We start from the raw sequence: 26,592 nt of genomic DNA, 5'->3' as shown, positions 1-26,592 counted from the left end.
ATCCCAAGAAATTGCTTCTTGGGATTTTTTTTATATTAAATATTGACACATCATACATCCAACGGAATAAATTCCGTTGCTACCGACATTCATTCCTACGGAATTTATCTTAGCCCGCCTTTCTCAAATCCTTCTTTAATTCTTTTTCAGCAATCTTAAAAGCTAATTTTTCGCGCCATATTGCATAGCGTTCCCTGAAAACCACTTTTATGGCACTATCGACTGCGCCGTGCATGAACAAACTCCAAACGCTGGCCATTTTTCTAGACATCGATTGATCCCATGCGCGAAGTGTTAGCGAAAAAGAACCGTCTATATAACGCATCCAGTGCCACATTCCTGTTGGCATGAATAAAGTGTCTCCATGTTCTAAGAAAACCTCATATCCTTCAACACCTTTTAAAGCGGGAAATTTTTCAAAATCGGGATTGGCTACATCATAATCTTCTAAAGCATAAGTTGTATTTGGAAGACAATACAATCTTTTTTTCCATTTATTATCAAATAATATAATATGTTTTCTTCCTCCAAAATGAGTATGGAAAAGATGCGGCAAATCAATGTCATAATGCAAAAAAGTAATTGCCTTTGAGCCTCCAAAAAACATGGCTGGCATGCTTTCTATAAAACCGCCCATTAATTCTTTCGGAATTTTTACATCGTCAATTAATTCGGGCCTGTGTTTGAACAAATTGAAGAAAAAGATACGCAATTGAGTTGGCTCTCTTTTTATCAAATCCAAGTATTCGCCAAATTTCATACTAGCGATCGAAGCATTAATCACTTTTGAAGGATCTGCCTTTGAATTATCGACGAGTTTAACCTCTATATCTCCAGCAATTTGCTTAAAATATTCAGTTGACCACTTTTCTCGGGCTGGCCAATCTTTTGTGAGTCCTTTAATGATTAAAGGCTTTCTTTTATCCAAATAATTCTTTTTAAAATCTTCTTTGGAAATTGACTCAACAGTATCAACAGATCTAAGGTTAAAGCTCATTTGTTTTGCGGATTAAGTTGTCAGTGGTCTATCAAAAATATCTAATTATTTCCAGCCATCAAAATTTACAGTAAAATAACACAAAAACAATATTACATTCCGGTTCTAATTGCTTCTACAGGATCTAGATTTGCCGCTGAAACTGCCGGCAAAATCCCTGAAATTATCCCAACAAAAATGGAAAGCCCTGCACCAATAAAGATGTTCCAGAAACTCAAAACGAATTCAAATTCCAATAAATTGGTCAGAAGAAGAGAAAGCAACCAGACAATCAACAAACCTATTACACCTCCAATCAAACAAAGCATTACGGCTTCAAATAAAAACTGAAATAAGATGAATTTATTTTTGGCTCCTAACGATTTTTGGATACCAATCAAATTTGTTCGCTCTTTTACAGAAACAAACATAATATTGGCTACTCCAAAACCTCCAACCAAGAAAGAGAAAATACTAATGAAAATTCCGGCCGTTCTTAAAGTCCCTAATATTCCATCAATAAAATCAGTGAAACCAGAAAGCACATTTACGAAGAAATTATCCATTTCACCCGCTTTCATACCACGAATGGCACGAAGTTTTTGAGCAACTTCAGCTTTATAGGCTTCCATATCAACTCCTTTTACGGGTTTCAAAACAATTACAGGTGTCATCGAATCACTATCTCCATACATTCGGCGAAGGAAATTGGCCGGCAAATAAACCGATGTATCATTACTATCGCCAAAAAATCCTGCTCCTTGCTTCGCCATTACACCAATAACCGTAAAACGTTGCCCGTACAAACGAATATTTTTTCCAATTGGATCACTTGCTTCAAAAAGCCCTTCGGCAATATCATAACCTAGAACAATAACTGGAGTTCCAGAATTTGATTCAGATTCGTTGTAAAATCGTCCTTTATCAAAACTCAGTCCGTCAATATCGACCATTTCAAATGATGAAGGAATAATATTCACATCGGCAACTGTTTTGGAATCATATTTTAAAGTTTCTTTCGCAACAAAAAGCTGGTAACCTACTTGATCAGTATTATTCAACGAATTTTTCAACCCAATATATTCATCATATTTTACATTTGGAAACTGCTCCCTTTTCCATTGTGGAATTTCAGATGGCCCAAAGCAATATTTCATTAAATAAATCGTATTTTTATCTAAGCTACTCAAATCCTTAGAAATTTTTCGGTCTAAAGAATCGACGGCAGCGAGAACAGCAATAATCGAAAAAATACCAATTGTAACGCCCAGCAGAGACAATAAAGTTCTTAATTTATTATTTCGCAACGCATTTATGGCAAAGCTGAAACTTTCTTTTAATAATCGGAGGTAAAGAAACATATAATAGTATTTTTCAATAAAGTAAAATTCAATAAATTAAATTCAAAAACCTAATAAAACTTAACTTACTCATCAGTAGATTTTTTTAGCATAATGTTACATTAATTTTCTTTAAAATAATATTTAAAAAAACTACTTTTGCAGTCTGAAAATCATAACTACACAATGAGCACAACTAAAAAAATACAATCAGCACTAATTTCGGTTTTTTCTAAAGACGGATTAGAGCCAATCGTTAGAAAATTACACGAACAAAATGTAACACTTTACTCTACTGGAGGAACTGAAGATTTCATCAAAAATCTTGGAATTCCTGTAGTTCCAGTTGAAGATATTACTTCTTTTCCTGAAATTCTTGGAGGAAGAGTAAAAACATTGCACCCGAAAATTTTTGGCGGAATCTTAAACCGTCAAGACAACGAGAGCGATGTACAGCAAATGAAAGAATTTGATATTCCTCAAATTGATTTGGTAATTGTTGATTTGTATCCTTTTGAAAAAACTGTTGCTTCTGGCGCAAGCGAACAAGATATTATTGAAAAAATCGACATTGGCGGCATTTCATTAATCCGCGCAGGCGCAAAAAATTTCAAAGACACAGTAATTGTTGCTTCAGTTAACGAGTACAGTTTGCTTTTAGATTTGATTACAGAACAAAACGGAAGCACAACTCTTGAAAACAGAAGATTGTTTGCTACTAAAGCGTTCCACGTTTCATCTCACTATGATGGAGCGATTTTTAATTATTTCAACACAGACGAGACTATTTACAAAGAAAGCATTGCAAACGGTCAAGTTTTAAGATACGGTGAAAACCCTCACCAAAAAGGATTCTTCTTTGGAGATTTTGACGCGATGTTCAAAAAACTTCATGGAAAAGAATTGTCATACAACAACTTATTAGATGTTGATGCCGCAGTAAATTTAATTGCTGAGTTTAAAACCGACGGACCAACATTCGCAATTTTAAAACACAACAATGCTTGCGGATTGGCTTCAAGAAAAACAATCAGCGAAGCTTATTTGGCTGCTTTGGCTTGTGATCCAACATCAGCTTTTGGTGGAGTGTTAATTTCTAATACTAAAATTGATTTAGAAACTGCACAGGAAATCAACAAACTATTTTGCGAAGTGGTAATTGCTCCAGCGTATGATGATGAGGCAGTTACAGTTTTACAAGAGAAAAAAAACAGAATCATTTTAGTTCAAAATGAAGTTGAATTACCAGCTCGTCAAGTAAGAACTTGTCTTAATGGTTTGTTAATTCAAGACAGAAATAATATTACGGATAATAAAGAGCATTTAAAAACCGTTACCATTACAGAACCTACTGCTCAAGAGATCGAAGATTTGATCTTTGCTTCTAAAATCTGCAAGAATACAAAATCAAACACAATTGTATTTGCTAAAAACGGAACATTGATTTCTTCAGGTACAGGTCAAACTTCTAGAGTCGATGCTTTAATGCAGGCTGTAGACAAAGCAAAAGCTTTTGGATTTGATTTGACTGGTGCTTCGATGGCAAGTGACGCATTTTTCCCATTTCCGGATTGTGTTGAATTAGCCAAAAAAGCGGGAATAACTGCTGTAATTCAGCCAGGAGGTTCAATAAAAGACGAATTAAGCATAAATTATTGCAATGAAAATAATCTTGCAATGGTATTTACAGGAACTCGTCATTTTAAACATTAATTTGTTTAACTTTGTTCGATAAATAATTTATAACATTTTAAACCCCTAAAAAACTTATGGGATTTTTTGATTTCATGACCGAGGATATTGCAATAGACCTTGGTACCGCAAACACTTTAATCATTCATAATGATAAAGTTGTTATTGACAGCCCCTCTATCGTAGCACGCGACAGAGTTTCAGGCAAAATCATCGCTGTTGGTAAAGAAGCCAACATGATGCAAGGTAAAACGCATGAAAACATCAAAACCATAAGGCCTTTGAAGGATGGTGTTATTGCCGATTTTGATGCTTCAGAAAAGATGATCAATATGTTCATCAAAAGTATTCCTGCATTAAAAAAGAGAATGTTTACGCCAGCCTTAAGAATGGTTGTTTGTATTCCTTCTGGAATTACTGAGGTTGAAATGCGTGCTGTAAAAGAATCTTGTGAACGTGTAAACGGAAAAGAAGTTTATTTGATTCACGAGCCAATGGCAGCAGCAATTGGTATTGGTATCGACATTATGCAACCAAAAGGTAACATGATTGTAGATATCGGAGGTGGTACAACAGAAATCGCTGTTATTGCGTTAGGCGGAATTGTTTGTGACAAATCTGTAAAAATTGCGGGTGACGTTTTCACAAATGATATTGTGTATTACATGCGTACACAGCACAACTTATTTGTTGGAGAAAGTACTGCTGAGAAAATCAAAATTCAAATTGGAGCGGCTATCGAAGATTTAGATGGTCCGCCAGAAGATATGTCTGTTCAAGGTAGAGATTTGCTTACTGGTAAACCAAAACAAGTAGATGTATCTTACCGCGAAATCGCAAAAGCATTAGATAAATCTATCCAACGTATCGAGGATGCAGTAATGGAAACGTTATCTCAAACTCCTCCTGAGTTAGCAGCAGATATCTACAATACAGGTATCTATTTAGCAGGTGGTGGATCTATGTTGAGAGGTCTTGACAAACGTATTTCTCAAAAAACAGATTTGCCAGTTTATATCGCTGAAGATCCGTTAAGAGCAGTTGTTCGCGGTACTGGAATGGCACTTAAAAACATTGCAAAATTTAAAAGCATCTTAATCAAATAAGATCAAAAAATAACAAACTAATTTACTTTTATAAAGGTCAAATTTCTATAATTTGACCTTTATAAAAATGGAAACCTAAAGCATATCCTGAAACAAAATAACCAGACAAGAAATGCAGCAAATATTTAATTTCATTATAAGAAACAGTAATCGATTGCTGTTTTTGCTGCTTTTAGGTATTTCGTTAGGACTCACTATTCAATCTCATTCCTATCACAGAAGCAAAGTAATCAGTTCTGCCAATTTCTTGAGCGGAGGTGTTTATGAAAGAATCAATCATGTGAACGAATACTTGAATTTAAGAGCTGAAAATGACGAACTTGTACTTGAGAACGCAAGATTAAAAAGTCTTTTATTCAATAAAGAAGACACCACAAAATTGCCTTTACCCGATACTATTAAAGGAGTAAAGCCTGCTGACATTATTGTGTCAAAAGTGATTCATAACACATACAATACTCACGAAAACTTTCTTACTTTAAATTCTGGATCCAACGAAGGTGTAAAACCAGATATGGGAGTAATTAACAGCTTAGGAATTGTTGGAGTAATTGATAATACATCTCCTAGATATTCTACTGTGGTCAGTATTTTGAATATGAAATCACAAATCAATGCCAAACTTAAGAAATCAAACCATTTTGGCTCTTTAACTTGGGATGGAAAAAGCACTGGATTTGTACAGCTGAGAGACGTTCCAAGGTTAGCCTCTGTTCGAAAAGGCGACACAATCGTAACTGGAGGACAATCTGTAATTTTCCCGGAAGGAATCAACATCGGAACTGTTGAAACCGTTTACAAAGAAGATCAGACAAGTTTTTATGTCATAAAAGTTAAACTGTTTAACGATATGACAAACTTAGGACATGTCTATATTATCAAAAGCAAAGACAGAGAAGAACTTATTAATTTAGAAAAAAAGGAAAAAGATGAATAGCGCATTGTTAGTCAATATTTTTCGATTTATTATGTTACTGGCAATTCAGATTGTTATTTTCAACAATATGAATTTTTTAGGTTACATAAGTCCTTTTCCGTACATCTTGTATATCATTCTCTATCCTGTTAACAGCAATAAGTCAGGATTGATTATTTCGAGTTTTTTGCTTGGATTAACAATGGATATGTTTTGCAATTCGGGCGGAATTCATGCAACAGCCTGTGTAATTCTTGCTTATTACAGGCCTTATATTTTTAAATTTTCGTTTGGACTGAGTTACGAATATCAAACCATCAAATTAAACGAATCTTTAACACCGGAGCGTTTTTCATTCATTTTGGTATCAGTTTTGCTGCATCATATTATATTGTTTGTTCTCGAAGCGTTCCAATTCAAATTTATTTGGGATATTTTGCTCCGAACCTTATTTAGTTCAATTTTTACAATTATAACTTCAATCATAATAATTTATCTTATTAAGCCCAATAAACGATGAGAAAAGTTCTGCTGCCCGCTTTAATTATCATTGCAGGATCTTTACTGGTGATCAGGGTATTTTATTTGCAAATTGTAGACGATTCATTTAAATTAAAATCAGAAAACAACGCAATAAAAAAACAGTACGACTATCCTGAGAGAGGTTACATTTACGACAGATACGGCAAATTATTAGTAGCAAATCAAGCTTCTTACGATATCATGGTTATTCCGCGCGAAATAAAAGAAGATCTGAATATTACCGAATTCTGCGCCTTATTAAATATTACTAGAGAAGAATACGATAAAAGAATTGCCAAGGCTAAAGTTTATAGCCCAAGGCTTCCATCTGTTTTTTTGGCACAATTGAACAAAAATGAATTTGCCGCTTTTCAAGAAAAAATCAGAAAATATGAAGGTTTTTATTTCCAAAAAAGATCACTTCGAGATTACGAAGTAGATTACGGAGCAAACATTTTTGGAGGTGTCACTCAGGTAAATGAAAGCCAGATTGCTAAAAATCCGTATTACAATAGCGGTGACTTAATTGGAAGACAAGGTGTAGAAGAAAGCTATGAAGAAGTTTTGCGCGGTATAAAAGGTGTAAAATATATTCAGAAGGACAAATACAATCGTGAAATAGGATCTTACAAAGACGGAAAATATGACACAATCGCCGTTGCCGGAGAAGATATCAATTTAACAATTGATGCTGAACTTCAAAAATATGGCGAAGAATTAATGATCAACAAAAGAGGTGGAATCGTGGCGCTTGAGCCAAAAACAGGTGAAATTCTAGCGCTTGTTACTGCTCCTTCTTATGATCCTGGAATTTTAGTTGGAAGACAAAGATCTAAAAACTACACGCTGTTATATCATGATTCTATTGCAAAACCATTATACGACAGAGGGCTTTTAGCAGAATACCCTCCTGGATCTCCATTCAAAATATTGACAGGTCTGGTTGCCCTTCAAGAAGGAGTAATTGATGAACATACCACATTTATGTGTCACCATGGTTTCAGTTATGGTAGAGGCCGATTTATGAAATGTCACGGCTTTGGTCCGCATCAGCTTAATAATGGTATTTATAATTCTTGCAATACATATTTTGCGCAATCGTATATGCTAACGATCAACAAATACCGAAACCCGGGATACGCTGTTGATGTTTGGAGCAATCACGTTAAGAGTTTTGGACTTGGTCAATTTATGGGTTACGATTTGCCTACAGGTAGAAAAGGAAATATTCCAACTTCTAAAACCTACAAAAAGATCTATCCAAATGGTGGATGGCGAAGCACAACAATTGTTTCTAATGCGATTGGACAAGGAGAGGTTTTGATGACTCCAATTCAATTAGCAAACATGATGGCTACGGTTGCAAATCAAGGTTATTATTATACGCCTCATATTATCAAAAAAATTGAAGGCAAAAAAATTGACGTAAAATTCACAACAAGACACGAAACAACGATTGACAAAAAGTATTTTCCGCCTGTAATAAATGGATTGTTTGACGTTTATAACAAGGGAACCGCTTATGCTCTAAAAGTGCAAGGTATTGATATTTGCGGAAAAACCGGTACTGCTGAAAACTATGCAAAAATTGACGGGGTACGAACAAAACTGAAAGACCACTCTATTTTTGTGGCTTTTGCTCCTAAGGACAATCCTAAAATTGCCATTGCAATTATGATTGAAAATGGAGGTTTTGGTGCAAACGTAGCTGGACCAATCGCAAGTTTGATGATTGAAAAGTATTTGAGAAAAAAAATTACAAGAACTGATTTAGAAGTCCGTGTATTAAATAAAAGTTTGGTCAGCGAATATGCTAAACTTGGAGGAATGACTGCGGCTAGCGCCATTGAGTCGACTCCAAAAGACTCTGTTTTGAGAGCCAAAATTGTCACTCCAAAGGCAGCAACTAAAACTGAATTGAAAAAGATACCAATAGACACCACTAAAGAAAATTAACAAGATTATTTCAAATGAAAAATCAAAGTGTAAAAAATAATATTGACTGGATAAGTATTTTTATCTACAGCGCCTTAGTTATATTAGGGTGGCTGAATATTTATTCGTCTTCATTATTATCTACCGAAGGAACATATCAAAAGCAGCTTATTTTTATTGGCTGTACCATTCCGTTGATTTTTGTGGTTCTTTTTGTTGACGGAAAATTCTATGAAAAATATGCCAGCATTATATTTGTGGTTTCACTTTTATCTTTGGCGGGATTATTCCTTTTTGGAAAAACTATTGCCGGACAAAGATGCTGGTATGCCATTGGAGGTTTTACTTTACAGCCATCTGAATTTGCAAAAGCCGCCACATCGCTTGCACTGGCAAAATACCTGAGCGACACACAAATCAACCTCAAAGATGTCAATAGACAAATACAGGCTTTAGCCATTGTATTTTTGCCTGTTATGCTTATTTTACCGCAACCAGATCCAGGAAGCGCCTTGATTTATAGTATTTTCATAATTGTTTTATACAGAGAAGGATTGCCATCATGGTACGTTTGGACTGGTTTTATTACCATTTTATTATTTGTCTTAACATTGGTGCTTGAACCTTATGTTGTTATTATTCTAGCAGCTGTTGTTCTTGCAATCATACACTTTAAAGGTCGTGTTGTTGATAGAAATTTATTAATGAGTAGCATTCTATTAGCTATTATTTCTGCTTTTGTTTTCTCTGTAAATTATGTTTTTGAACATGTTTTTAAACAACACCATAGAGACCGTTTTAATATTTTGCTTGGAAAAACAGTCGATATGAAAGGTATTGGTTATAACACTAACCAATCTGAAATTGCGATTGGATCTGGAGGATGGCTTGGAAAAGGCTTTTTACAAGGAACACAAACAAAAGGAGGATTTGTACCAGAACAACATACCGATTATATTTTTACCACGGTTGGTGAAGAATGGGGATTTGTTGGCTCACTAGTCGTAATTGCTCTTTTTGTTGGTTTATTCTTAAGAATAATTTATTTGGCAGAAAGACAAAAAACTAAATTTAGCCGTGTTTATGGCTATTGCGTGGCCGGAATTTTGTTCATACATTTCTTTGTAAATATTGCAATGGTTATTGGTATTTTCCCGACTATTGGGGTTCCGTTGCCATTCTTTTCTTATGGAGGTTCCGGACTCTGGGGATTCACCATTTTGCTATTTATTTTCTTAAAAATGGATGCCAACAAAGTGAATGAATGGTAATAGATTTAAATTCCAAATCTTAAGTACCAAATTCCAAAACACTATCGAATTTTATCTTAATTATTTATTCAAAATAATTTCATTCATTAACTTTAATGAATGAACTCCAATAAAAAAATCCGAAGCTTATAAACTTCGGATTTTTTATGATTATATTTTTTCCTGATGGCTTGTTCTTTTTTTGATAAGCTTTAAGAAAACTGGGAAAGTTGAGACTATTATTATTCCTATTACGATCACTTCAATATGCTCTTTCAAATCGATTCCGTGCTCTAAAAACACCCCGTATAAATAATGTCCTGAAAAGATCAATACAAAAGACCATAAAAAGGAGCTCAAAACATTATAGAACATAAATTTCTTTTTATCCATAGAAACGATTCCTGCAATGATTGGCGCGAAAGTTCTAAATATTGGAAGAAAACGAGCATAAATAATTGCTTTTCCACCGTATTTTTCGAAGAAATCTTTTGATTGAAGAAGGTATTTTTTCTTGAACCAAAAAGTATCTTCTTTTTTAAACAAATAATAACCGCTTTTTGCACCAAACCAATATCCGGTCATATTTCCAAAAACCCCCATCAAAGCCACTAATGTTGAAAGGATAAAAACATTGATAAAATCACTTGGGATAGAAACCACATTTTCGATTAAGTCACGGCTGTAAATACCTGATAAAAAAAGCAGGCTGTCACCAGGAAGGAAGAAACCAGCAAAAAGTCCAGTTTCGGCAAAAACAATAAACAACACGATGTATAAACCAATTTGAAAACCACCGATACTTAAAGTAATATAAAATTCAGGGTTGACTAATTGTGTCCAATCAAAATTATTCATAAAAATGGTTTGGTTATACTTAATTTAAGTTTGTGAAAGTAACAATAATTTACTTCAACCACAATAAAATGCGGTATTTTAAAGATAAATTAACTATAAAAAAAGCCTCAAGAAATAATCATGAGGCTCTTGATATTGCTATTCTCTTACATATTTGCAACAGCTGTGCAAATTATCATAATCTGTTTGAGTGGCTTTCACTTCTTTAGTATCGTGTCCTACCTTGGCAATTGCGTTATTCAAATCTGCCGGAGATGATTTCTCTTCATTTAAAATTACCGAAAGTTGGTGCGAAGCAATATCCCAATTTGCCGTTTTTACGCCTGGAACGCTAAAAGCCGCTTTTTCAATACGTTTCTTACATTGTTCGCAATTTCCGTTTACTTCTACAGTGTATTTTAGATTTTTATTCTTTTTAGTTTGCGCTTGCGCTGAAAATCCTAAAAACCCAATTATTGCTATTAAAATTATTTTTTTCATTTTGTCTAATATTAAAATTTGATGTTGTTATTTCTATTATTTTATTTTAAATCGTAATCCGGCATAATACATTTGCCCAAAAATTGGAGCATAAGCTATAGAAGCATCAAAATTTGGCCCAAAGGGATCATCAGCTCCTAAAATTGCTTTTTTCTGTTTATAGTTTCCAATGTTTTCTCCGCCAACATATACTTCAAAAACGTCTGAAAAAACTCTCGTTACCTGAGCATTCATAACTGCATAAGCAGGAGAAAAATCAGCGAACTGATCTTCAGCAGGATTTGACGCTGTATAAGGCAATTGCTGACTTCCAGTCCAGTTGAAAGTATAATCAAACTTCCATTGTTTCCCATTATTAGATGGCGTTTCGTATTCTAAATTTCCAAGAAAACGATGCTTTGCCTGCAACGGACGCTGGAATGTTCCTCGTAAATAATCAGTCTGGATATCGTAATATTTATAAGCGGTTCTCAAATTCAGATTATGGATCAACTCATAATTAAATTCGACTTGGAGACTATTTGCAAAAGAACTTCCTTTTAGATCATAAAATAAAACTTGTTGCGGACTTTGCATTAAATCAACAACGGCTTGGTTTTGAAAATCAGTTCGGTAGAAATCAAATCCAGCTTCAGCATTCTTATTAAAAAGTTTGAACTTTTGCGAAAAGCTGATTCCATAATTCCACGCAATCTCAGGATTCAATCCATATATTTTTCCGTTTGTATCCAAAATTGAAAGCGTTCTAGAACTAGCAAAAAGCTGTTGGTTCTCGGCAAAAATATTAGCCGAACGCTTTCCTCTTCCTGCAGAGAAACGAAGAACCCCATTTTTCCAGGGATTATATCTCATGTGCAAACGAGGTGTTACAAAAAATCCCAATCGATTATGATTATCGACTCTTCCGCCTAAAATCAAACTGAAATTATCTGTATTATCATAGGTATATTCAAAGAATGCCCCAACCGAATTATCGATTCGGCTGTAATCGACAACATTCACAAATTCCTGATATTGATCGTAGGTAAAATTCAACCCGGTTGTGAATTTATGCATCGTGTTATTGATAATCGAATTGAAAATTAAATTCGAATAAAAGCTATTCTGCTTGATGTCGTACAAATTCAGTCCAAAATAAGAATTTTGGTTATGACTGTTGAAGGCATTTTGAAAACCAATACTTTGATAAGGCATATCTTTAAAAACATATCCTATTTTAGTTGAAACATCAAAACGCTCTGTATTGATTTCTGAACCCCAATGATTTGTAGTGCCACGGTCGATATCTTTGTCAAAATCAACTTCTCCTGTTTGCTTTTTATCATTCATGTATCTGAAATTGATAAAACTCACCAAACCACTTTCGGGATCATAATATTGATATCGATTCAAAATATTGATTTGTTTCCCCAGCGGATTGTCCAGAAAACCATCATTATTCATGTCATTTTTGGCCACACGCGTATTTCCGTGCACAAAAAGACTTGTCGCCCATTTGTCAGATAATTTTTTATTGAAATGAGTATTTAGCTCAAAACGCGCATCTGTTGAACCATAAGCATTTAAGAAAAATGGAATATCGCTTAAAGGCTTTAAAAGTTCAGTATTGATTTGTCCCGAAATACTTTCGTAGCCATTAATAACGCTCCCCGCTCCTTTTGTGATTTGAACACTTTCAATCCAAGTTCCCGGCGTAAATGATAATCCGTAAGCTTGCGAAGCGCCACGAACCGATGGAATATTTTCTTCGGTAATCATCAAATACGGACTTGTAAGACCCAACATTTTTATTTGTTTGGTTCCTGTCAAAGCATCCGAAAAATTGACATCTATTGAAGGATTCGTTTCAAAACTTTCGGCCAAATTACAACATGCCGCTTTTAGCAGTTCTTTACTCGTAATAACAGATGTATTGGATGTAAGTGTATAGGATTTCTTAATTCCTTTTTGCTTTTTAGTGACTTTTACTTCCTGCAAATCTTCCTGTGAAAAAGCAGTTACAGACAGCAAAATCATACTAAAAAGCATAATATTTTTGTGCATATAAATAATTTTAATGTTATTAGAAAAGCTGTTTTTTTGGTTCTTTAAATAAAGACAAACAGCAACTTTCAAGCACGAAAAAACGGCTTGATTTTAAACATTAAAATCAGGAATAAAAAATGTATTGATTGTATAACTTGTAGAAAGGAGGTGCATTCGCATCAGAATAATACGAAGTTATTTGATTGCTTTTAAAATTTGGAATAGATAAAAAAGCAATGGTTTTATATTCGTGGATTACAGCCGGAAAATCAAGCTGGAAAAAGAATATTTTAAAAGTAGCATTGTCAGATTTTTTCTCAATATGAACTACTTTGTCTTTGCAACAAGAAGATTTTTTTTCTTTCTCTCCACAACATTTTTTTTCTGGAGAAGCTTTTACTGATGTATTTAAAGATACAGAAGCGATTTCGCCTCCGCAATAATGCACATCAAAAGCGAACCCAATGTTGGAAACCAACAATAGGAAAGCCAAAAATAATCCTGTGCACTTTTTTAGATTCATACTGCAAAACTATTCAAAAAGACTCAAAAAAATATTTAATGATTTGTTATTTTTTAAAATTTTGTTGCTGATAATAAATTGCTGGAATAAACAAAAGAACAAATATGGGTTGAATTATAAATCTTCGAACGTAAAAAAGAAGCCAATTCGCATTTGGAAAACAATTCAAAATCACAAAAAACAGCACAAAAAGAATCACTCCAAAAAAGACATATAAAAAGAAACTGAATTTAAAAATATCAACATCTCTAAATAGCACATAAATCAAAGACAGAGAAAGGATTGTGTTCAAAAAATATCGAAAAAAAAGCCCATAGAATAACTTAAAAGATTCTATTTCAGGATAAGGCAAATTTTTAAAATCTTTCTCAAAATACTCCAAAAAAGGATCATAAAACAGACTGTTTTCAAATGCGCGAATAATTCCAAAACATAACACAATTAAAACTGAAATTGCAATCTTAAATTTATGTTCCAATAAACTACTTAGCATACTTCGAAAATTTATTGACCCAAATAACCCATAAAAGAAAAACGAGTCCGTAAATAAGTAGCGGAAATAAAACACCGTGCAAAAAATGCTCCTTTTCTGGGTATCTAAAAAGCAATATTGTTAAAAACATAATTCGGAAAATGTTCAAAACATAAATAAAAAGTGTTCCGAATAGAATATACAACAAAGTCGTTTTAAGTTTTCCTGAAAAAGCAATTATAAACGAAATAAACAAAATAATCACGCTCACGGCATTACAGCCTTCGACAATTCGAATTGTAAATTTATTATTGTACCAAACTTCTAAACAGGGCTGAGAAATGCTTTTTATAATATTAATATCGCAATTAAAAAACAACATTAATTGCTCGACATTTTTTCCAACAATCCTTGAAATTCCGTCAAGATCAATTGGTCCGTAACTGTTTAAATAGATTTTATAAACTATTGTCAACAAAATATAAGCAGAGAAAAAAGTGCCTATAAAAATCAGGAAAGGTTTAAACTGTACTAAATATTTTTTCAACGGAATTTTTTTTCAAATTTATGTATTTTTTAAGTCAGGCTTTAAATACTTTTGTATAAAATTTATTTATCATGACTTTTCAAGACTTACAACCAAAAATAAGCGCTATTGTAGCTGATAACAATATTGTTAGAGACGAAAAATTATTGGCAATCTGTCAATTACTAAATGAAAATGTAGAATACTACAATTGGGTTGGTTTTTATTTTGCGAACCACGAAAACAAAACACTTCATTTGGGCCCATACGTAGGTGCTGAAACAGACCATACTATTATTCCGTTTGGAAAAGGAATCTGCGGACAAGTTGCAGAAAGCAACGCCAATTTTGTAGTGCCAGATGTTAAAGCACAAGACAATTATATTGCCTGCAGCTTGACTGTAAAATCAGAAATCGTTGTTCCTTTATTTGTAAATGGCGTAAATATTGGCCAAATCGATATTGACAGCCACGTTATTGATCCTTTTACAGAAGCTGACGAAAGATTTTTAGAGTTTGTGAACGAGGAAGTTGCGAAATTATTCTAAAATCAAATTCTAACTATCCAAAACCAATCTATGAAAAAAACTTTTTTTGTTTTTTTAGCTTTAGTTCCTGCCTTCTTTTTTGCTCAAAATTCAACAGATAAAATTGTTTATTTTGATTCCATTGGAAAAGATGCAACAAAAGAAAATCACAAGTTTTATAGAATCATAAAAGATTATTACACTGAAAAAGATGTTTATGAAATTAAAGATTATTACAAGTCTGGCGTTCTAAAAATCGAAGGGAATTCTAAAACCAAAGATGGATATTCTAGAGAAGGCCAGTATGTTTACTACTATGAAAATGGTCTGAAAAAAAGAATCGAAAATTATATCAAATCAAGATTAAATGGTAGTTTTTCAGAATGGTATGAAAATGGAAACCCTAAATTAAGAGGAGAATACGTTGAATCTGAAAAAGGATTTAGTTCAGATTTAAAAATTTACGACTATTGGAATTCTAAAAATGAGCATGTTGTAAAAAACGGAAATGGCTTTTTTGAAGAAAATTGGGAAACCTTTTCGGCAAAAGGAAAATTAAAAAATGGATTTAAGGATGGAGAATGGAAAGGTACTAATAAAGAAACCCACTATCAATACACTGATATTTATAATGAAGGAAAATTCATTTCTGGAAAAAGCATAAATTCGGAAGGTATAGAAAGACAATACACTGTCTTAGAATCAAAGCCATTGCCTCAAAAAGGAATCACTGACTTTTACAAATTTGTTGGAGCTAATTTCACAAAAACAAAAGAAGCAGTAATCAACAAAGTATCAGGAAGACTTGTAGTTCAATTTGTTATTGACAAAAACGGCAAAATTATTGAACCCAAAATCCTAAAATCTTTAGGATATGGCCTTGATGAAGAAGCTGTAAGAGTAGTTACGGCTTACGAAAACTGGATTCCAGGACAACAAAGAGGTGTGCCGGTCAGAGTAATATATGCGATACCGATCACAGTAACAAATTAGCAAACCTAATGTTTAAAAATTATTCAAAAATCAAAAAGCGACATTCTTTTTGAGATTCTTTTATTTTTGTTTGATTTTTTTATTTTTTTACCCTAATTTTGCACCCGTCTTACAAAAGTTGTACAGACATACATAAAAATCATTAAATAATATTGGAATGTATTTAACTAAAGAAAAGAAAGAAGAGATTTTCGCACAACACGGTGGTGCAACAAACACTGGAAGCGCAGAAGGTCAAATTGCATTGTTCACTTACAGAATTTCTCACTTAACTGAACACTTGAAAAAAAATCGTCACGATTACAACACTGAGCGTTCTCTTGTACTATTAGTAGGTAAAAGAAGAGCTTTGTTGGACTACTTGAAAAAGAAAGATATCAACAGATATCGTGAGATTATTAAAGTATTGAATATCAGAAAATAATCAATATAGAAAAGAGGTGCGAGAGTGCCTCTTTTTGTTTTTACATTAGAACTGTTTATAATAAGCATATTACAAGAAAAAAAGTTTGGTTTTTCATTGGGTTTTAGATAACAACAACTACACACAACAACAACTACAACACAACTAAAACCCATTGTATAATCAAAAAGGAAAATTTATGATTCCACAAGTTTCACAAGAAATTATCGATTTAGGAGATGGAAGAAGCATCTCAATCGAGACTGGTAAATTAGCTAAACAAGCCGATGGTTCAGTTGTTGTACGTTTAGGAAACTGTATGCTTTTAGCAACTGCAGTTTCTGCAAGAACATCTAACCCAGGTGTTGACTTTTTACCATTAACGGTAGATTACCGTGAAAAATTTGCTGCTGCAGGACGTTTCCCAGGAGGATTTTTCAAAAGAGAAGCTCGACCTAGCGACAGCGAAGTATTAACAATGAGATTAGTAGACCGTGTATTGCGTCCGCTTTTCCCAGACGATTACCACGCTGAAACTCAAGTTATGATTCAATTAATGTCTCATGACGAAAATGTTATGCCAGATGCATTAGCTGGACTAGCAGCATCTGCAGCATTAGCTGTTTCAGATATTCCATTTTACAACTTAATTTCTGAAGTACGTGTTGCACGTATCGACGGAAAATTAGTAATCAACCCAAGTAGAGAAGAATTAGAAAAATCTGATATCGATATGATGATTGGAGCTTCTATGGATTCTGTTGCCATGGTTGAAGGTGAGATGAAAGAAATTTCAGAAGCTGAAATGGTTGAAGCAATTAAATTTGCTCACGAAGCTATTAAAGTTCAAATTGTTGCTCAACAAAAATTAAGAGCAAAATTAAGCTCTCAAGAATACAGAACTTACGAAGGCGAAGTTGAAGACGAAGCTGTTTACGCTAAAGTAAAAGCTGCTGCTTACGACAAATGCTACGCAATTGCACAAGAAGCTTCTGGAAAATCAGAAAGAGGTGAAAAATTTGCTGCTGTAAAAGAAGAAGCAAAAGCTTTATTTACAGAAGAAGAATATGCTGAAAATGCAGATCTTGCAGGCTTAGTTGGAAAATACTTCTACAAAACAAACAAAGAAGCAGTTCGTAACGTTATTCTTGAAAAAGGAATTCGTTTAGATGGTAGAAAAACTACAGAAATCAGACCAATCTGGTGTGAAACTGATTACTTGCCATCTGTTCACGGATCTTCTTTATTTACACGTGGAGAAACTCAAGCTTTGGCTACAGTAACTTTAGGAACTTCTAGAGAAGCTAACCAAATCGATTCTCCATCAGAGCAAGGTGAAGAGAAATTCTACTTACACTATAACTTCCCTCCTTTCTCTACTGGTGAAGCAAAACCATTAAGAGGGACTTCAAGAAGAGAAGTTGGTCACGGTAACTTAGCTCAAAGAGCGTTAAAAAATATGATTCCTGCAGATTGTCCTTATACAATTCGTGTTGTTTCTGAGGTTTTAGAATCTAACGGTTCTTCTTCTATGGCAACGGTTTGTGCTGGAACAATGGCTCTTATGGATGCCGGAGTTCAAATGACAAAACCAGTTTCTGGTATTGCTATGGGATTAATTACTGACGGTGAGAAATTTGCTGTATTGTCTGATATCTTAGGAGATGAAGATCACTTAGGAGATATGGATTTTAAAGTAACTGGAACTGCTGACGGTATTACAGCTTGCCAAATGGATATCAAAATCGAAGGATTGCGTTATGATATTATGGAGCAAGCTCTAGCTCAAGCTCGTGACGGGCGTTTGCATATTTTAGGAAAATTGACTGAAACTATCGCAACTCCAAGAGCAGATGTTAAAGCTCATGCACCAAAAATCATTACCAGAACTATTCCTGGAAACTTTATTGGAGCATTGATTGGACCTGGTGGAAAAGTAATTCAAGAATTACAAAAAGCTACTGGAACTACTATCGTTATCAATGAAGTTGACGAACAAGGTGTTGTTGAAATCTTAGGAACTGATCCAGAAGGCATCAAAACTGTATTAGCTAAAATTGATGCGTTGACTTTCAAACCACAAGTTGGAGAAGCTTACGAAGTTAAAGTAATCAAAATGCTAGATTTCGGAGCTGTAGTTGAATATACTGCTGCACCAGGAAACGAAGTATTGCTTCACGTATCAGAACTAGCTTGGGAGCGCACAGAAAATGTTGCTGACGTAGTTAAAATGGGAGATGTTTTCCAAGTTAAATACCTAGGAATCGATCCTAAAACTAAAAAAGAAAAAGTGTCTAAAAAAGCACTTGTTCCAAGACCTCCACGTGAGGAGAAAAAAGAGTAATCAGATCTTAGTTTACTAAAGGTTTATTCATAGGAAACCCCAATTCATTCAATTGAATTGGGGTTTTTCGTTTTTTCAACCTAAATCTATACGGCTAAAACACTAATCTACAATGTTTTCAGAAAGCACATTATAGATTAAATAATGTTGTTGGTTTAAAAATCAATGTTGTTGGTTTAATTTATTTTGTTTAAAAACGTCATTAACATAGTTTTATATAGAAAATAGCTAAACAAAACCACAAATATTGATGAGAAAGGGTATAACAAGACCAAGAATTAAAACAATACTATTTATTATTTCTTTTAAATTCAAGCCATATTGTAAAATCCTATCATCGAAAATCACAAATTACTCAACCGTAATTTTAATCTTGCTATTATTTTCAATCAATAGTTTTTCTCAAACTAATGAAAAAAAAGAAATCTCTAATTATTTTGACAAAATAGTTGGTGAAGAAATTTTAAACATCAATAACGGCAAAATTCACATTGACCCTTATAATTTAAAAAACAGCCACAATTATTATTCAAATAAAAACTTTGTCAAAGGATCTGTTTTTTATGACAATCAGTTTTATGACAACATCCCAATAAAGTATGATATATACAAAGATCAGCTTGTTAAATCATTCGAAAACAACAACACATTTGGTATAACACTCATAAATGAAAAAACAGATTATTTTACAATTGATGATAAAAGATTTATCAATATTGACAATAAATATAAATTTCCGAAAGTCGTCACTGGTTTTTTTGAAGAAAAATATTTAGGCAAAAACATCTCCTTATATATCAAGCATTTTAAAACTGCTAAAGAAACTATTATTGAATCAAGTTTGTACACAGAGTTCAAAGAGTACAGCGATTATCAACTTCTTTATAATTCAACATTTACAGCTGTAAATACGCAGAAAGAAATCCTCACAGCATTTCCTCAACTTAAAAAACAAATAAAAGATTTTTACAAAAAAAATAAAATTCTGGAACAGACAAATCCATACCAGTTCAAAGCAGATTTGATAAAATTTATTGATAACAATTTATAAGCTCTATTCCAAAATCTAAATGAAAAAGCATTTTATCTTCTATTTATTTTTTTTACTGCCCCTCTTTCTTTTTTCGCAAGAAAAAAACATTTCTGTACAATATTCAAATGTAACTCGAAAAAAAGCTATTGAAATAGTTGAAAAAAACACTTCTTTTCATTTCTATTTTGAGGACCAATGGTTAGCTGATAATGAGCTTATTTCGGGAGACTTCAAGAACACATCTATTACAATAGTTTTAGATGCCATTTTTAACAATACAACCATCAATTACATTATTGACGGAAACAACATAATTCTAAGCAATGGCCTTTTAATCTCAAACACTATAACAGAAGAATATTTTAAAAATGCCGACAATAAAAACGTCAACAAAACTCCGAATTCACAAATTGTTCCAATTTACAATAAGCAATATTTGAATGATTCTAAGAAAGATTCAGATTCAATTATTTCCCTCGGAAAACAATCATTGATAAATGCTTCTCAGACTTATACCTTATCTGGTTACATCAAAGACAGAATTTCAGGAAAACCAGAATACAATATTACTGTTAAAGTAAAGGATAAAGATATAAGTACAACAACTGATGAAAATGGTTATTATAGTTTTAGAGTTCCGGCAGGCATTAACATAATTGAAACACAATCCATCAAACATGAGTCAAAGATCAAGAAGATTGTACTTTACAGTAATGGAAAAGTTGATTTTAATTTAGACGAAAATGTAAATGCGCTTAAAGAAGTTGTTATCGAAAATAAACGAACAAAAAACACAACCTCAGCAGTTGCCGGCCTCACAAGCATTAATATCGAAAACATCAAAAATGTGCCTCTAATTTTGGGCGAAAGAGATATTTTTAAAGTCGCTACAACGCTTCCCGGGATCAAAACAGCAGGAGAAGGTTCTGCTGGTTTTAATGTCCGTGGAGGGAAAGACGATCAAAACTTATTTTTACTGGACAATGCTTCTTTATACAATCCATCTCACTTTTTAGGTTTCTTTTCTTCTGTAAATCCGTTTACAACAAAATCAGCCGATATATACAAAGGAAGTATTCCAGCAGAGTTTGGAGGACGTCTTTCTTCGGTTTTTGACATTAAATCTAAAAATGGAAACACCGAAAAAGTTTCTGGCGAAGCAGGAATTGGACCAGTAATGAGCAATGTCACGCTTGAAATTCCCGTTGTAAAAGGAAAATCGAGCTTGGTATTTGGCGGTCGAGCAAGTTATTCTGATTGGATTCTAAAGACAATTAAAGATCCTGAATTAGACAATAGTCAAGCCTCTTTTTATGATTTGCTTTTAAAATACAACCATAAAGTCACAAAAAAAGATGATCTGGAAACCTCTCTATATTACAGTCATGACAAATACAGCATCAACTCAGACTCTATTTACAAATACAGCAATTTATTAGCAACCGTAAAATGGGATCATGATTTCAATGCAAAAAATAAATCTTCATTGATTGTCACTAATAGCCAATATAAATTCAACATTGATTATGATTCTCAGCCTGAAAAATCATTTGATTACGGCTATAAAATCAATGAAACTCAGTTTATTTTGAAAATGAAGTATGCGCTGAATGAAAAGCATTTATTTAATTATGGTATTAGCAGTAAAATTTACAATGTCAATCCCGGTTTTCTAGAACCAACAAACGGTGATTCTCAAATTAAAGACAAAACATTGGAGAAGGAAAAAGCCATAGAGTCAGCTTTGTTTTTTACTGAAAATTACAAGGTCAATGATAAACTTTTAATCAATTTAGGTTTGCGTTATTCTTATTATGCTGCACTCGGCCCTTCAACACAAAACATTTATCAAGATGGTCTTCCTAAATCTGAAAGAACTGTTGTTGACACTAAAACGTATTCAAATAATGAATCTATAAAAACGTACGGTGGTTTTGAACCTAGAATTTCGGCTCGCTATTTTATACTTCCCGATTTATCTGTAAAAGCAAGTTTTGACAGAACCTATCAATACATGCATTTACTGTCGACTAATACTACCCAATCTCCAATGGATGTTTGGAAGCTTTCGGACTTAAACACAGAACCACAATCTTCGAATCAATTCTCGTTAGGACTTTTCAAAAACATAATCGAAAAATCATTAGAACTGAGCCTCGAAGGTTATTATAAACGCTCAAAAAACATATTAGACTATAAAGTGGGTGCCGAATTGTTTTTGAACGAAAACATAGAAACTGAACTGCTTCAAGGAGAAGGAAAAGCTTACGGAGTGGAATTTTTAATCAAAAAAGAAAAAGGAAATTTTAATGGCTGGTTAAGCTATACTTATTCCCGAGCTTTAATAAAATTGGACAGCAAATTTGATGCTGAAAAAATAAATAACGGCCAATATTTCCCTACGAATTATGACAAACCACATGATTTTAGCGCTATTTTAAATTATAAATTCACCAAAAGATACAGTTTATCAACTAATTTTGTTTACCAAACCGGAAGACCCGTAACGTTTCCAATTGGCTCTTATGATTTTGCTGGAGAGAATTTTACGCTATACAGCAATCGCAATCAATATAGAATTCCAGATTATTATAGATTGGATATTGGTCTTAATTTTGAAGGAAATCACAAAATAAAAAAACTCGCACATAGTTTCTGGAATCTTTCTGTTTATAATGTTCTTGGAAGAAACAATCCTTATAATGTTTATTTTGTTACTGAAGATAAAAAAATCAAAGCATACAAAACATCTATTTTTTCAGTTCCGATTCCAACAATCACGTATAACATTAAATTTTAATTCATTTATCTCGTCAATATGAATTTATCAATAATCAAAAAAATGGCATTAATCCTCTTTGCAACTGTAATTTTGTCCAGTTGCACGGAACAATACATCTATCAAAATCAAGATTTTGAAGATGCAATGACTGTTGAAGCGACATTAACTAACGAATTAAAATATCAGGAAATAAAAATTGGAAGAACAAGGGTTCTTAATGACACCGTAAAAATTCCCGAATCTGGAGCTGAGGTCACTGTTGTTGATAGTGATAAAAATGTATTCCGTTTTGAGGAAAAAGATGGCAAATATATTTCTAAAAACGAATTTAAAGCTGAACCAAACAAGACCTATCAATTAAAAATAACAACTAAATCTGGAAAGACATATGTTTCGTCACCAGAAGTTTTAACTACACTAAACACTATTGACCTAGAAACAGCAATTGCAGAAAAAGATGGCGCTAGAGGTATTCAGGTAAACGTTAAAAGTTTTGATCCAACAAATACATCTAAATATTATCGTTATGAATATGAAGAAACCTATAAAATAATAACGCCACATCCTATTGAAACACGTATTAATTTAGTAAAACAAAACGGCTATTACAGCTACGTAAAAGTTCCTGCGCCACCTAACATCCAGACTTGTTACACCACTAAACATTCCACAGGAATTAGACAAACCAATACAACAGATTTAACTGAAGATCGTGTAAAATACCCTATCCGTTTTATTGCCGACACAGATTACGTGCTAACAAATCGCTACAGCATTATGGTTTCTCAATATACACAAAGCCAAGCTGCTTACGATTATTATTACACATCTAAAAAAATGGTAGATTCAGGAGAATTATTATCTCCAAATCAGCCTGGATTTGTAGTTGGAAATATCAAATCAACAACAAATTCAAATGAAAAAGTTGTTGGCTATTTTGAAGTTGCTTCTGTTGCTAAAAAAAGAATCTTTTTTAGCTTCAAAGATTTTTTCCCTTCCGAAAAACCAACGGAATATTTTACAACTTGCAATGCCAGACTCTACTATTTTAATGAAATCGAACAAAATGATTATGACATAATTAAAACACATGATTTTATTGGTGATGGCCCAGGAATGATTCCTTCGGGATTCTACATGGTTGAAAAGGCATGCGGCGATTGTACATCATTTTCTTCTAACGTAATACCTTCATTTTGGGAAAATTAAAAATCAAGTTAGCTTTTTTATTATTATTAGTGAATTTCACTTATAATAGTAATGCTCAAAATACTGCTATTTTGGGTACAGAATCAATGTTGGTCAAAACTAACACCTCGACAATTTTAACCGGCGAAACACTATACTATCAATTATATTGTTTAAACAAAACGAATGTATTTTCAGATATCAGTGAAATTGCCTATTTAGAAGTGATTAACGATCGCAGGGAAAGTGTGTTTAAAACTAAAATTAGTTTAAAAAACGGAATTGGATCTGGCGATTATTTTATCCCAACAACTTTATCAACAGGAAATTATAAACTTATTGCCTACACGAACTGGATGTTAAACAACAGTCAAGATAATTTTTTTGAAAAAGATTTTACCATCATAAATCCATTTGAAGAGCACATCAATATGATTATTGACAGCACTTCCAAGAAATCTGACGTTTATAAAAATGAAACAAAAAATACATCTGAAAACATTGTTTTAAACCTTGGTAAAGAAAAATATTCGAAGAGAGAAAAAGCAACACTTGTACTGCCAAAAACTTTGGACAAGGGAAATTACTTTTTAAATATCAGAAAAATAGATTTTATTCCTGCATACTCAAATAATGAAAGAGTTACTACTAATGTGCATCTAAAACAAGACATACAGATACTTCCTGAAACAAGGGGCGAAATTATAACTGGAAATATCATTTCTAAAGTTGCTAACTCTGATTTAAGTTCTAAAATCGTTACACTTTCTATTCCAGGAAAAAATTTCATCTTTAAAACAGCCAAAACAAATAGCAACGGAAAGTTTTTGTTTTTAATAGACAAACAAACCAATATATCAGACTGCTATGTACAATTATCAGAGTCTGATAGAGAAAATTATACTATTGCAATAGACAAAACTCCAAGTCCGGATTTATCAAATTTAACTTTCTCCAACAAGACATCTATTTCTAGTAAAAATTTAAAAGCCATTCAAGAACGCGCATTAGCATCTCAAGTAGAAAACGTCTATTTTTCGCAAAAAAAAGACAGCCTTATTGAATCAATCCATACAGATTACTTTTTTCAACCTACTGAGAAAAAATACAATCTAGACGATTTTGAAAGATTTAGAACATTTAAAGAAACAATCATAGAAATTGTTACCGAACTTAATTTTAAAGATTACAATCAAATTCCTGCGCTCTTTTTAAGAGACATCAAATACAATATAACACAATCGCCTGAGCCGTGTCTAGTTTTAGTAGATGGACTACAAATTCAGAATATAAATGCATTACTTAATTATAATGCTTTTCAAATTGAAAGTATTAGCGTTGTAGACAGACCTTATTGTTATGGTCCTAAAATATTCAACGGAATTGTTAGTATCATTACAAAAAACAAGGATTTTGCAACTATTTATTCTGACAAAAGCATCTTAAAAACAATGATTTTAAGACCCGAAGCCGCAAAAGTATATTTTCAGCCAAAATACGAAACTGCTCATACACTTAGCCGAGTTCCTGATTATAGGCACCAATTACTTTGGAAACCGAATATGGCTCTTAAAAGCGATGAAGTTACAGTTCCATTTTATGCCTCTGATATTGCTGGAGATTATGAAATTATTTTGGAAGGGCTCACTGAAACCGGGAATTATGTTCATTTTTATAAAACATTCAAAATTGAATAAGTTTATAAAATGATTAGGAAAACCCCAATTCAATTGAATGAATTGGGGCTTTTCATGTCTTTTCAATAGAAAAACCAATTTTATCTTTTTTTGATTTGTTTGATAAATATCAAATTTACTTAAACAAAAAATAGAAAAAATATTACATTTTAACAATCCTAAGTGTCATTTGTAACTTTTTTTTTATACTTTTGAAATTAACCGAAACAAATTCAAAAATCCACCAATCCTTTGAAAAATTACCAAAAAAAGAATATCTTATTCATAGTATTTGGATTATTCTTAAACATTTCGTTTTTCTACAGCCAAAACAACAGCAATTATACATCTATTGAAAACCTGTTTGACAAAACTATTGGAAATGAAAATTTGCCTATATATAACGGTCCTCGTTATGTAAATCAATACAGATCCTTAGACAATACCCATTGCTATTATTTATCTGGAAATTATAGCTCAGGAATTCTTAATTATCAAAATCAAACATACAATAATGTAGATTTAAAGTATGACATCAACAATGACATCTTAGTCTTAAAACCTATTGGCAAATTTGATTATCTAGGGATAAACACCATAAAACAAAACATTTCCAGTTTTAAAATTTACGACAAGAAATTCATTAATATAAACTATGAAAATCCTTCATGTCCTGATTTTATGAATGGATACTATCAGGAAATTACTTTTTCTGAGACAATGACGCTTTACATCAAACATCATAAAAACAGATCCACGGTAATTGACAAATCAGCTGGAGATGGAGCCTCAAAATCTACAACCGATTCATTTACAGAAAAAGACGAATTTGTATTAAAATACAAAAACAATTTTTACAAAATAGCTTCTAAAAATGACGTCATCAAAATTTTTCCAGAATATAAAAGCAAAATAAAAAACTATTACAACACTGATAGTCAATTAGAAGAATCAAACAACAAAGTTTTTATTGAAAACCTGATAAAAGAAATCAGCAATTTACGCGCCACTGAATCGAATTAAAA

Annotated in this window: 23 protein-coding genes; 15 read left to right on the top strand and 8 right to left on the bottom strand. The window is 32.8% G+C overall.

The genetic code is table 11. The features are described from left to right. Positions 1–109: 109 nt before the first annotated feature. Positions 110–997: a cupin-like domain-containing protein gene (locus SCB73_RS09140; protein WP_320569736.1), complete on the bottom strand. Its 888-nt coding sequence runs from the start codon at positions 995–997 to the stop codon at positions 110–112. A 92-nt stretch (positions 998–1,089) separates the two neighbouring features. Beyond that, entirely contained in the window at positions 1,090–2,337 is a 1,248-nt protein-coding gene (locus SCB73_RS09135) for an ABC transporter permease (protein ID WP_320569735.1), read from the bottom strand. A 165-nt stretch (positions 2,338–2,502) separates the two neighbouring features. On the opposite strand from SCB73_RS09135, the gene purH reads away from it, so the two are divergent. From purH to rodA, 6 genes are all read left to right on the top strand, one after another. Further along, on the top strand, positions 2,503–4,029 hold the full coding sequence (gene purH / locus SCB73_RS09130; protein ID WP_320569734.1) for a bifunctional phosphoribosylaminoimidazolecarboxamide formyltransferase/IMP cyclohydrolase: 1,527 nt from the start codon (positions 2,503–2,505) through the stop codon (positions 4,027–4,029). Between the two features lie 56 nt (positions 4,030–4,085). Continuing rightward, positions 4,086–5,114: a rod shape-determining protein gene (locus SCB73_RS09125; RefSeq protein WP_008466528.1), complete on the top strand. Its 1,029-nt coding sequence runs from the start codon at positions 4,086–4,088 to the stop codon at positions 5,112–5,114. 112 nt (positions 5,115–5,226) lie between these two features. After that, on the top strand, positions 5,227–6,051 hold the full coding sequence (gene mreC / locus SCB73_RS09120; RefSeq protein ID WP_320569733.1) for a rod shape-determining protein MreC: 825 nt from the start codon (positions 5,227–5,229) through the stop codon (positions 6,049–6,051). Next, entirely contained in the window at positions 6,044–6,550 is a 507-nt protein-coding gene (locus tag SCB73_RS09115; RefSeq protein WP_320569732.1) for a rod shape-determining protein MreD, read from the top strand. The genes mreC and SCB73_RS09115 overlap by 8 nt, the downstream gene beginning before the upstream one ends. Beyond that, a complete protein-coding gene (gene mrdA, locus SCB73_RS09110) occupies positions 6,547–8,508 on the top strand; it encodes a penicillin-binding protein 2 (RefSeq protein WP_320569731.1) in 1,962 nt (653 codons plus the stop codon). The genes SCB73_RS09115 and mrdA overlap by 4 nt, the downstream gene beginning before the upstream one ends. A gap of 14 nt (positions 8,509–8,522) precedes the next feature. Then, a complete protein-coding gene (gene rodA, locus SCB73_RS09105; protein ID WP_320569730.1) occupies positions 8,523–9,758 on the top strand; it encodes a rod shape-determining protein RodA in 1,236 nt (411 codons plus the stop codon). 150 nt (positions 9,759–9,908) lie between these two features. Here rodA and SCB73_RS09100 read toward each other — a convergent pair whose 3' ends face one another. The 6 genes from SCB73_RS09100 to xrtF all read right to left on the bottom strand — a co-directional run bounded on the left by SCB73_RS09100 (position 9,909) and on the right by xrtF (position 14,642). Next, positions 9,909–10,595: a DedA family protein gene (locus SCB73_RS09100; protein WP_320569729.1), complete on the bottom strand. Its 687-nt coding sequence runs from the start codon at positions 10,593–10,595 to the stop codon at positions 9,909–9,911. A 138-nt stretch (positions 10,596–10,733) separates the two neighbouring features. Then, complete coding sequence (locus SCB73_RS09095) at positions 10,734–11,075, bottom strand: heavy-metal-associated domain-containing protein (RefSeq protein WP_132990688.1); 342 nt, start codon at positions 11,073–11,075, stop codon at positions 10,734–10,736. A 36-nt stretch (positions 11,076–11,111) separates the two neighbouring features. Beyond that, on the bottom strand, positions 11,112–13,118 hold the full coding sequence (locus tag SCB73_RS09090; RefSeq protein ID WP_320569728.1) for a TonB-dependent receptor plug domain-containing protein: 2,007 nt from the start codon (positions 13,116–13,118) through the stop codon (positions 11,112–11,114). A 106-nt stretch (positions 13,119–13,224) separates the two neighbouring features. Continuing rightward, complete coding sequence (locus tag SCB73_RS09085; protein ID WP_320569727.1) at positions 13,225–13,623, bottom strand: HYC_CC_PP family protein; 399 nt, start codon at positions 13,621–13,623, stop codon at positions 13,225–13,227. Between the two features lie 46 nt (positions 13,624–13,669). After that, the gene (locus SCB73_RS09080) at positions 13,670–14,116 is read right to left on the bottom strand and encodes an exosortase F system-associated membrane protein (RefSeq protein ID WP_320569726.1); all 447 of its coding nucleotides are present in this window, start codon (positions 14,114–14,116) and stop codon (positions 13,670–13,672) included. Then, on the bottom strand, positions 14,106–14,642 hold the full coding sequence (xrtF, locus tag SCB73_RS09075; protein WP_320569725.1) for an exosortase family protein XrtF: 537 nt from the start codon (positions 14,640–14,642) through the stop codon (positions 14,106–14,108). The genes SCB73_RS09080 and xrtF overlap by 11 nt, the downstream gene beginning before the upstream one ends. A 71-nt stretch (positions 14,643–14,713) precedes the next feature. On the opposite strand from xrtF, the gene SCB73_RS09070 reads away from it, so the two are divergent. The 9 genes from SCB73_RS09070 (at position 14,714) to SCB73_RS09030 (ending at position 26,590) form a co-directional block, all read left to right on the top strand. Beyond that, a complete protein-coding gene (locus tag SCB73_RS09070; protein ID WP_320569724.1) occupies positions 14,714–15,169 on the top strand; it encodes a GAF domain-containing protein in 456 nt (151 codons plus the stop codon). Between the two features lie 30 nt (positions 15,170–15,199). Beyond that, positions 15,200–16,141, top strand: coding sequence for a TonB family protein (locus SCB73_RS09065; protein ID WP_320569723.1), 942 nt, complete (start codon positions 15,200–15,202; stop codon positions 16,139–16,141). 157 nt (positions 16,142–16,298) lie between these two features. Beyond that, on the top strand, positions 16,299–16,565 hold the full coding sequence (gene rpsO, locus SCB73_RS09060) for a 30S ribosomal protein S15 (protein WP_008466503.1): 267 nt from the start codon (positions 16,299–16,301) through the stop codon (positions 16,563–16,565). 178 nt (positions 16,566–16,743) lie between these two features. Then, positions 16,744–18,888, top strand: coding sequence for a polyribonucleotide nucleotidyltransferase (locus SCB73_RS09055; protein WP_320569722.1), 2,145 nt, complete (start codon positions 16,744–16,746; stop codon positions 18,886–18,888). A gap of 373 nt (positions 18,889–19,261) precedes the next feature. Continuing rightward, complete coding sequence (locus SCB73_RS09050) at positions 19,262–19,939, top strand: hypothetical protein (protein ID WP_320569721.1); 678 nt, start codon at positions 19,262–19,264, stop codon at positions 19,937–19,939. A 19-nt stretch (positions 19,940–19,958) separates the two neighbouring features. Then, positions 19,959–22,721: a TonB-dependent receptor gene (locus SCB73_RS09045; RefSeq protein WP_320569720.1), complete on the top strand. Its 2,763-nt coding sequence runs from the start codon at positions 19,959–19,961 to the stop codon at positions 22,719–22,721. Positions 22,722–22,763: 42 nt separating this feature from the next. Further along, the gene (locus SCB73_RS09040) at positions 22,764–23,912 is read left to right on the top strand and encodes a DUF4249 domain-containing protein (protein ID WP_320569719.1); all 1,149 of its coding nucleotides are present in this window, start codon (positions 22,764–22,766) and stop codon (positions 23,910–23,912) included. Further along, the gene (locus SCB73_RS09035; protein ID WP_320569718.1) at positions 23,900–25,588 is read left to right on the top strand and encodes a hypothetical protein; all 1,689 of its coding nucleotides are present in this window, start codon (positions 23,900–23,902) and stop codon (positions 25,586–25,588) included. Before SCB73_RS09040 ends, SCB73_RS09035 begins: the two co-directional genes overlap by 13 nt. A gap of 231 nt (positions 25,589–25,819) precedes the next feature. Beyond that, positions 25,820–26,590 carry a hypothetical protein gene (locus SCB73_RS09030; RefSeq protein ID WP_320569717.1) on the top strand — a complete coding sequence of 257 codons (771 nt, stop codon included), beginning with the start codon at positions 25,820–25,822 and terminating at the stop codon, positions 26,588–26,590. Positions 26,591–26,592 lie beyond the last annotated feature (2 nt).

Origin of the sequence: Flavobacterium sp. KACC 22761 (assembly GCF_034058155.1) — a bacterium.
GTDB lineage: Bacteria > Bacteroidota > Bacteroidia > Flavobacteriales > Flavobacteriaceae > Flavobacterium.
This window is presented reverse-complemented; position numbering and strand designations above follow the sequence as displayed.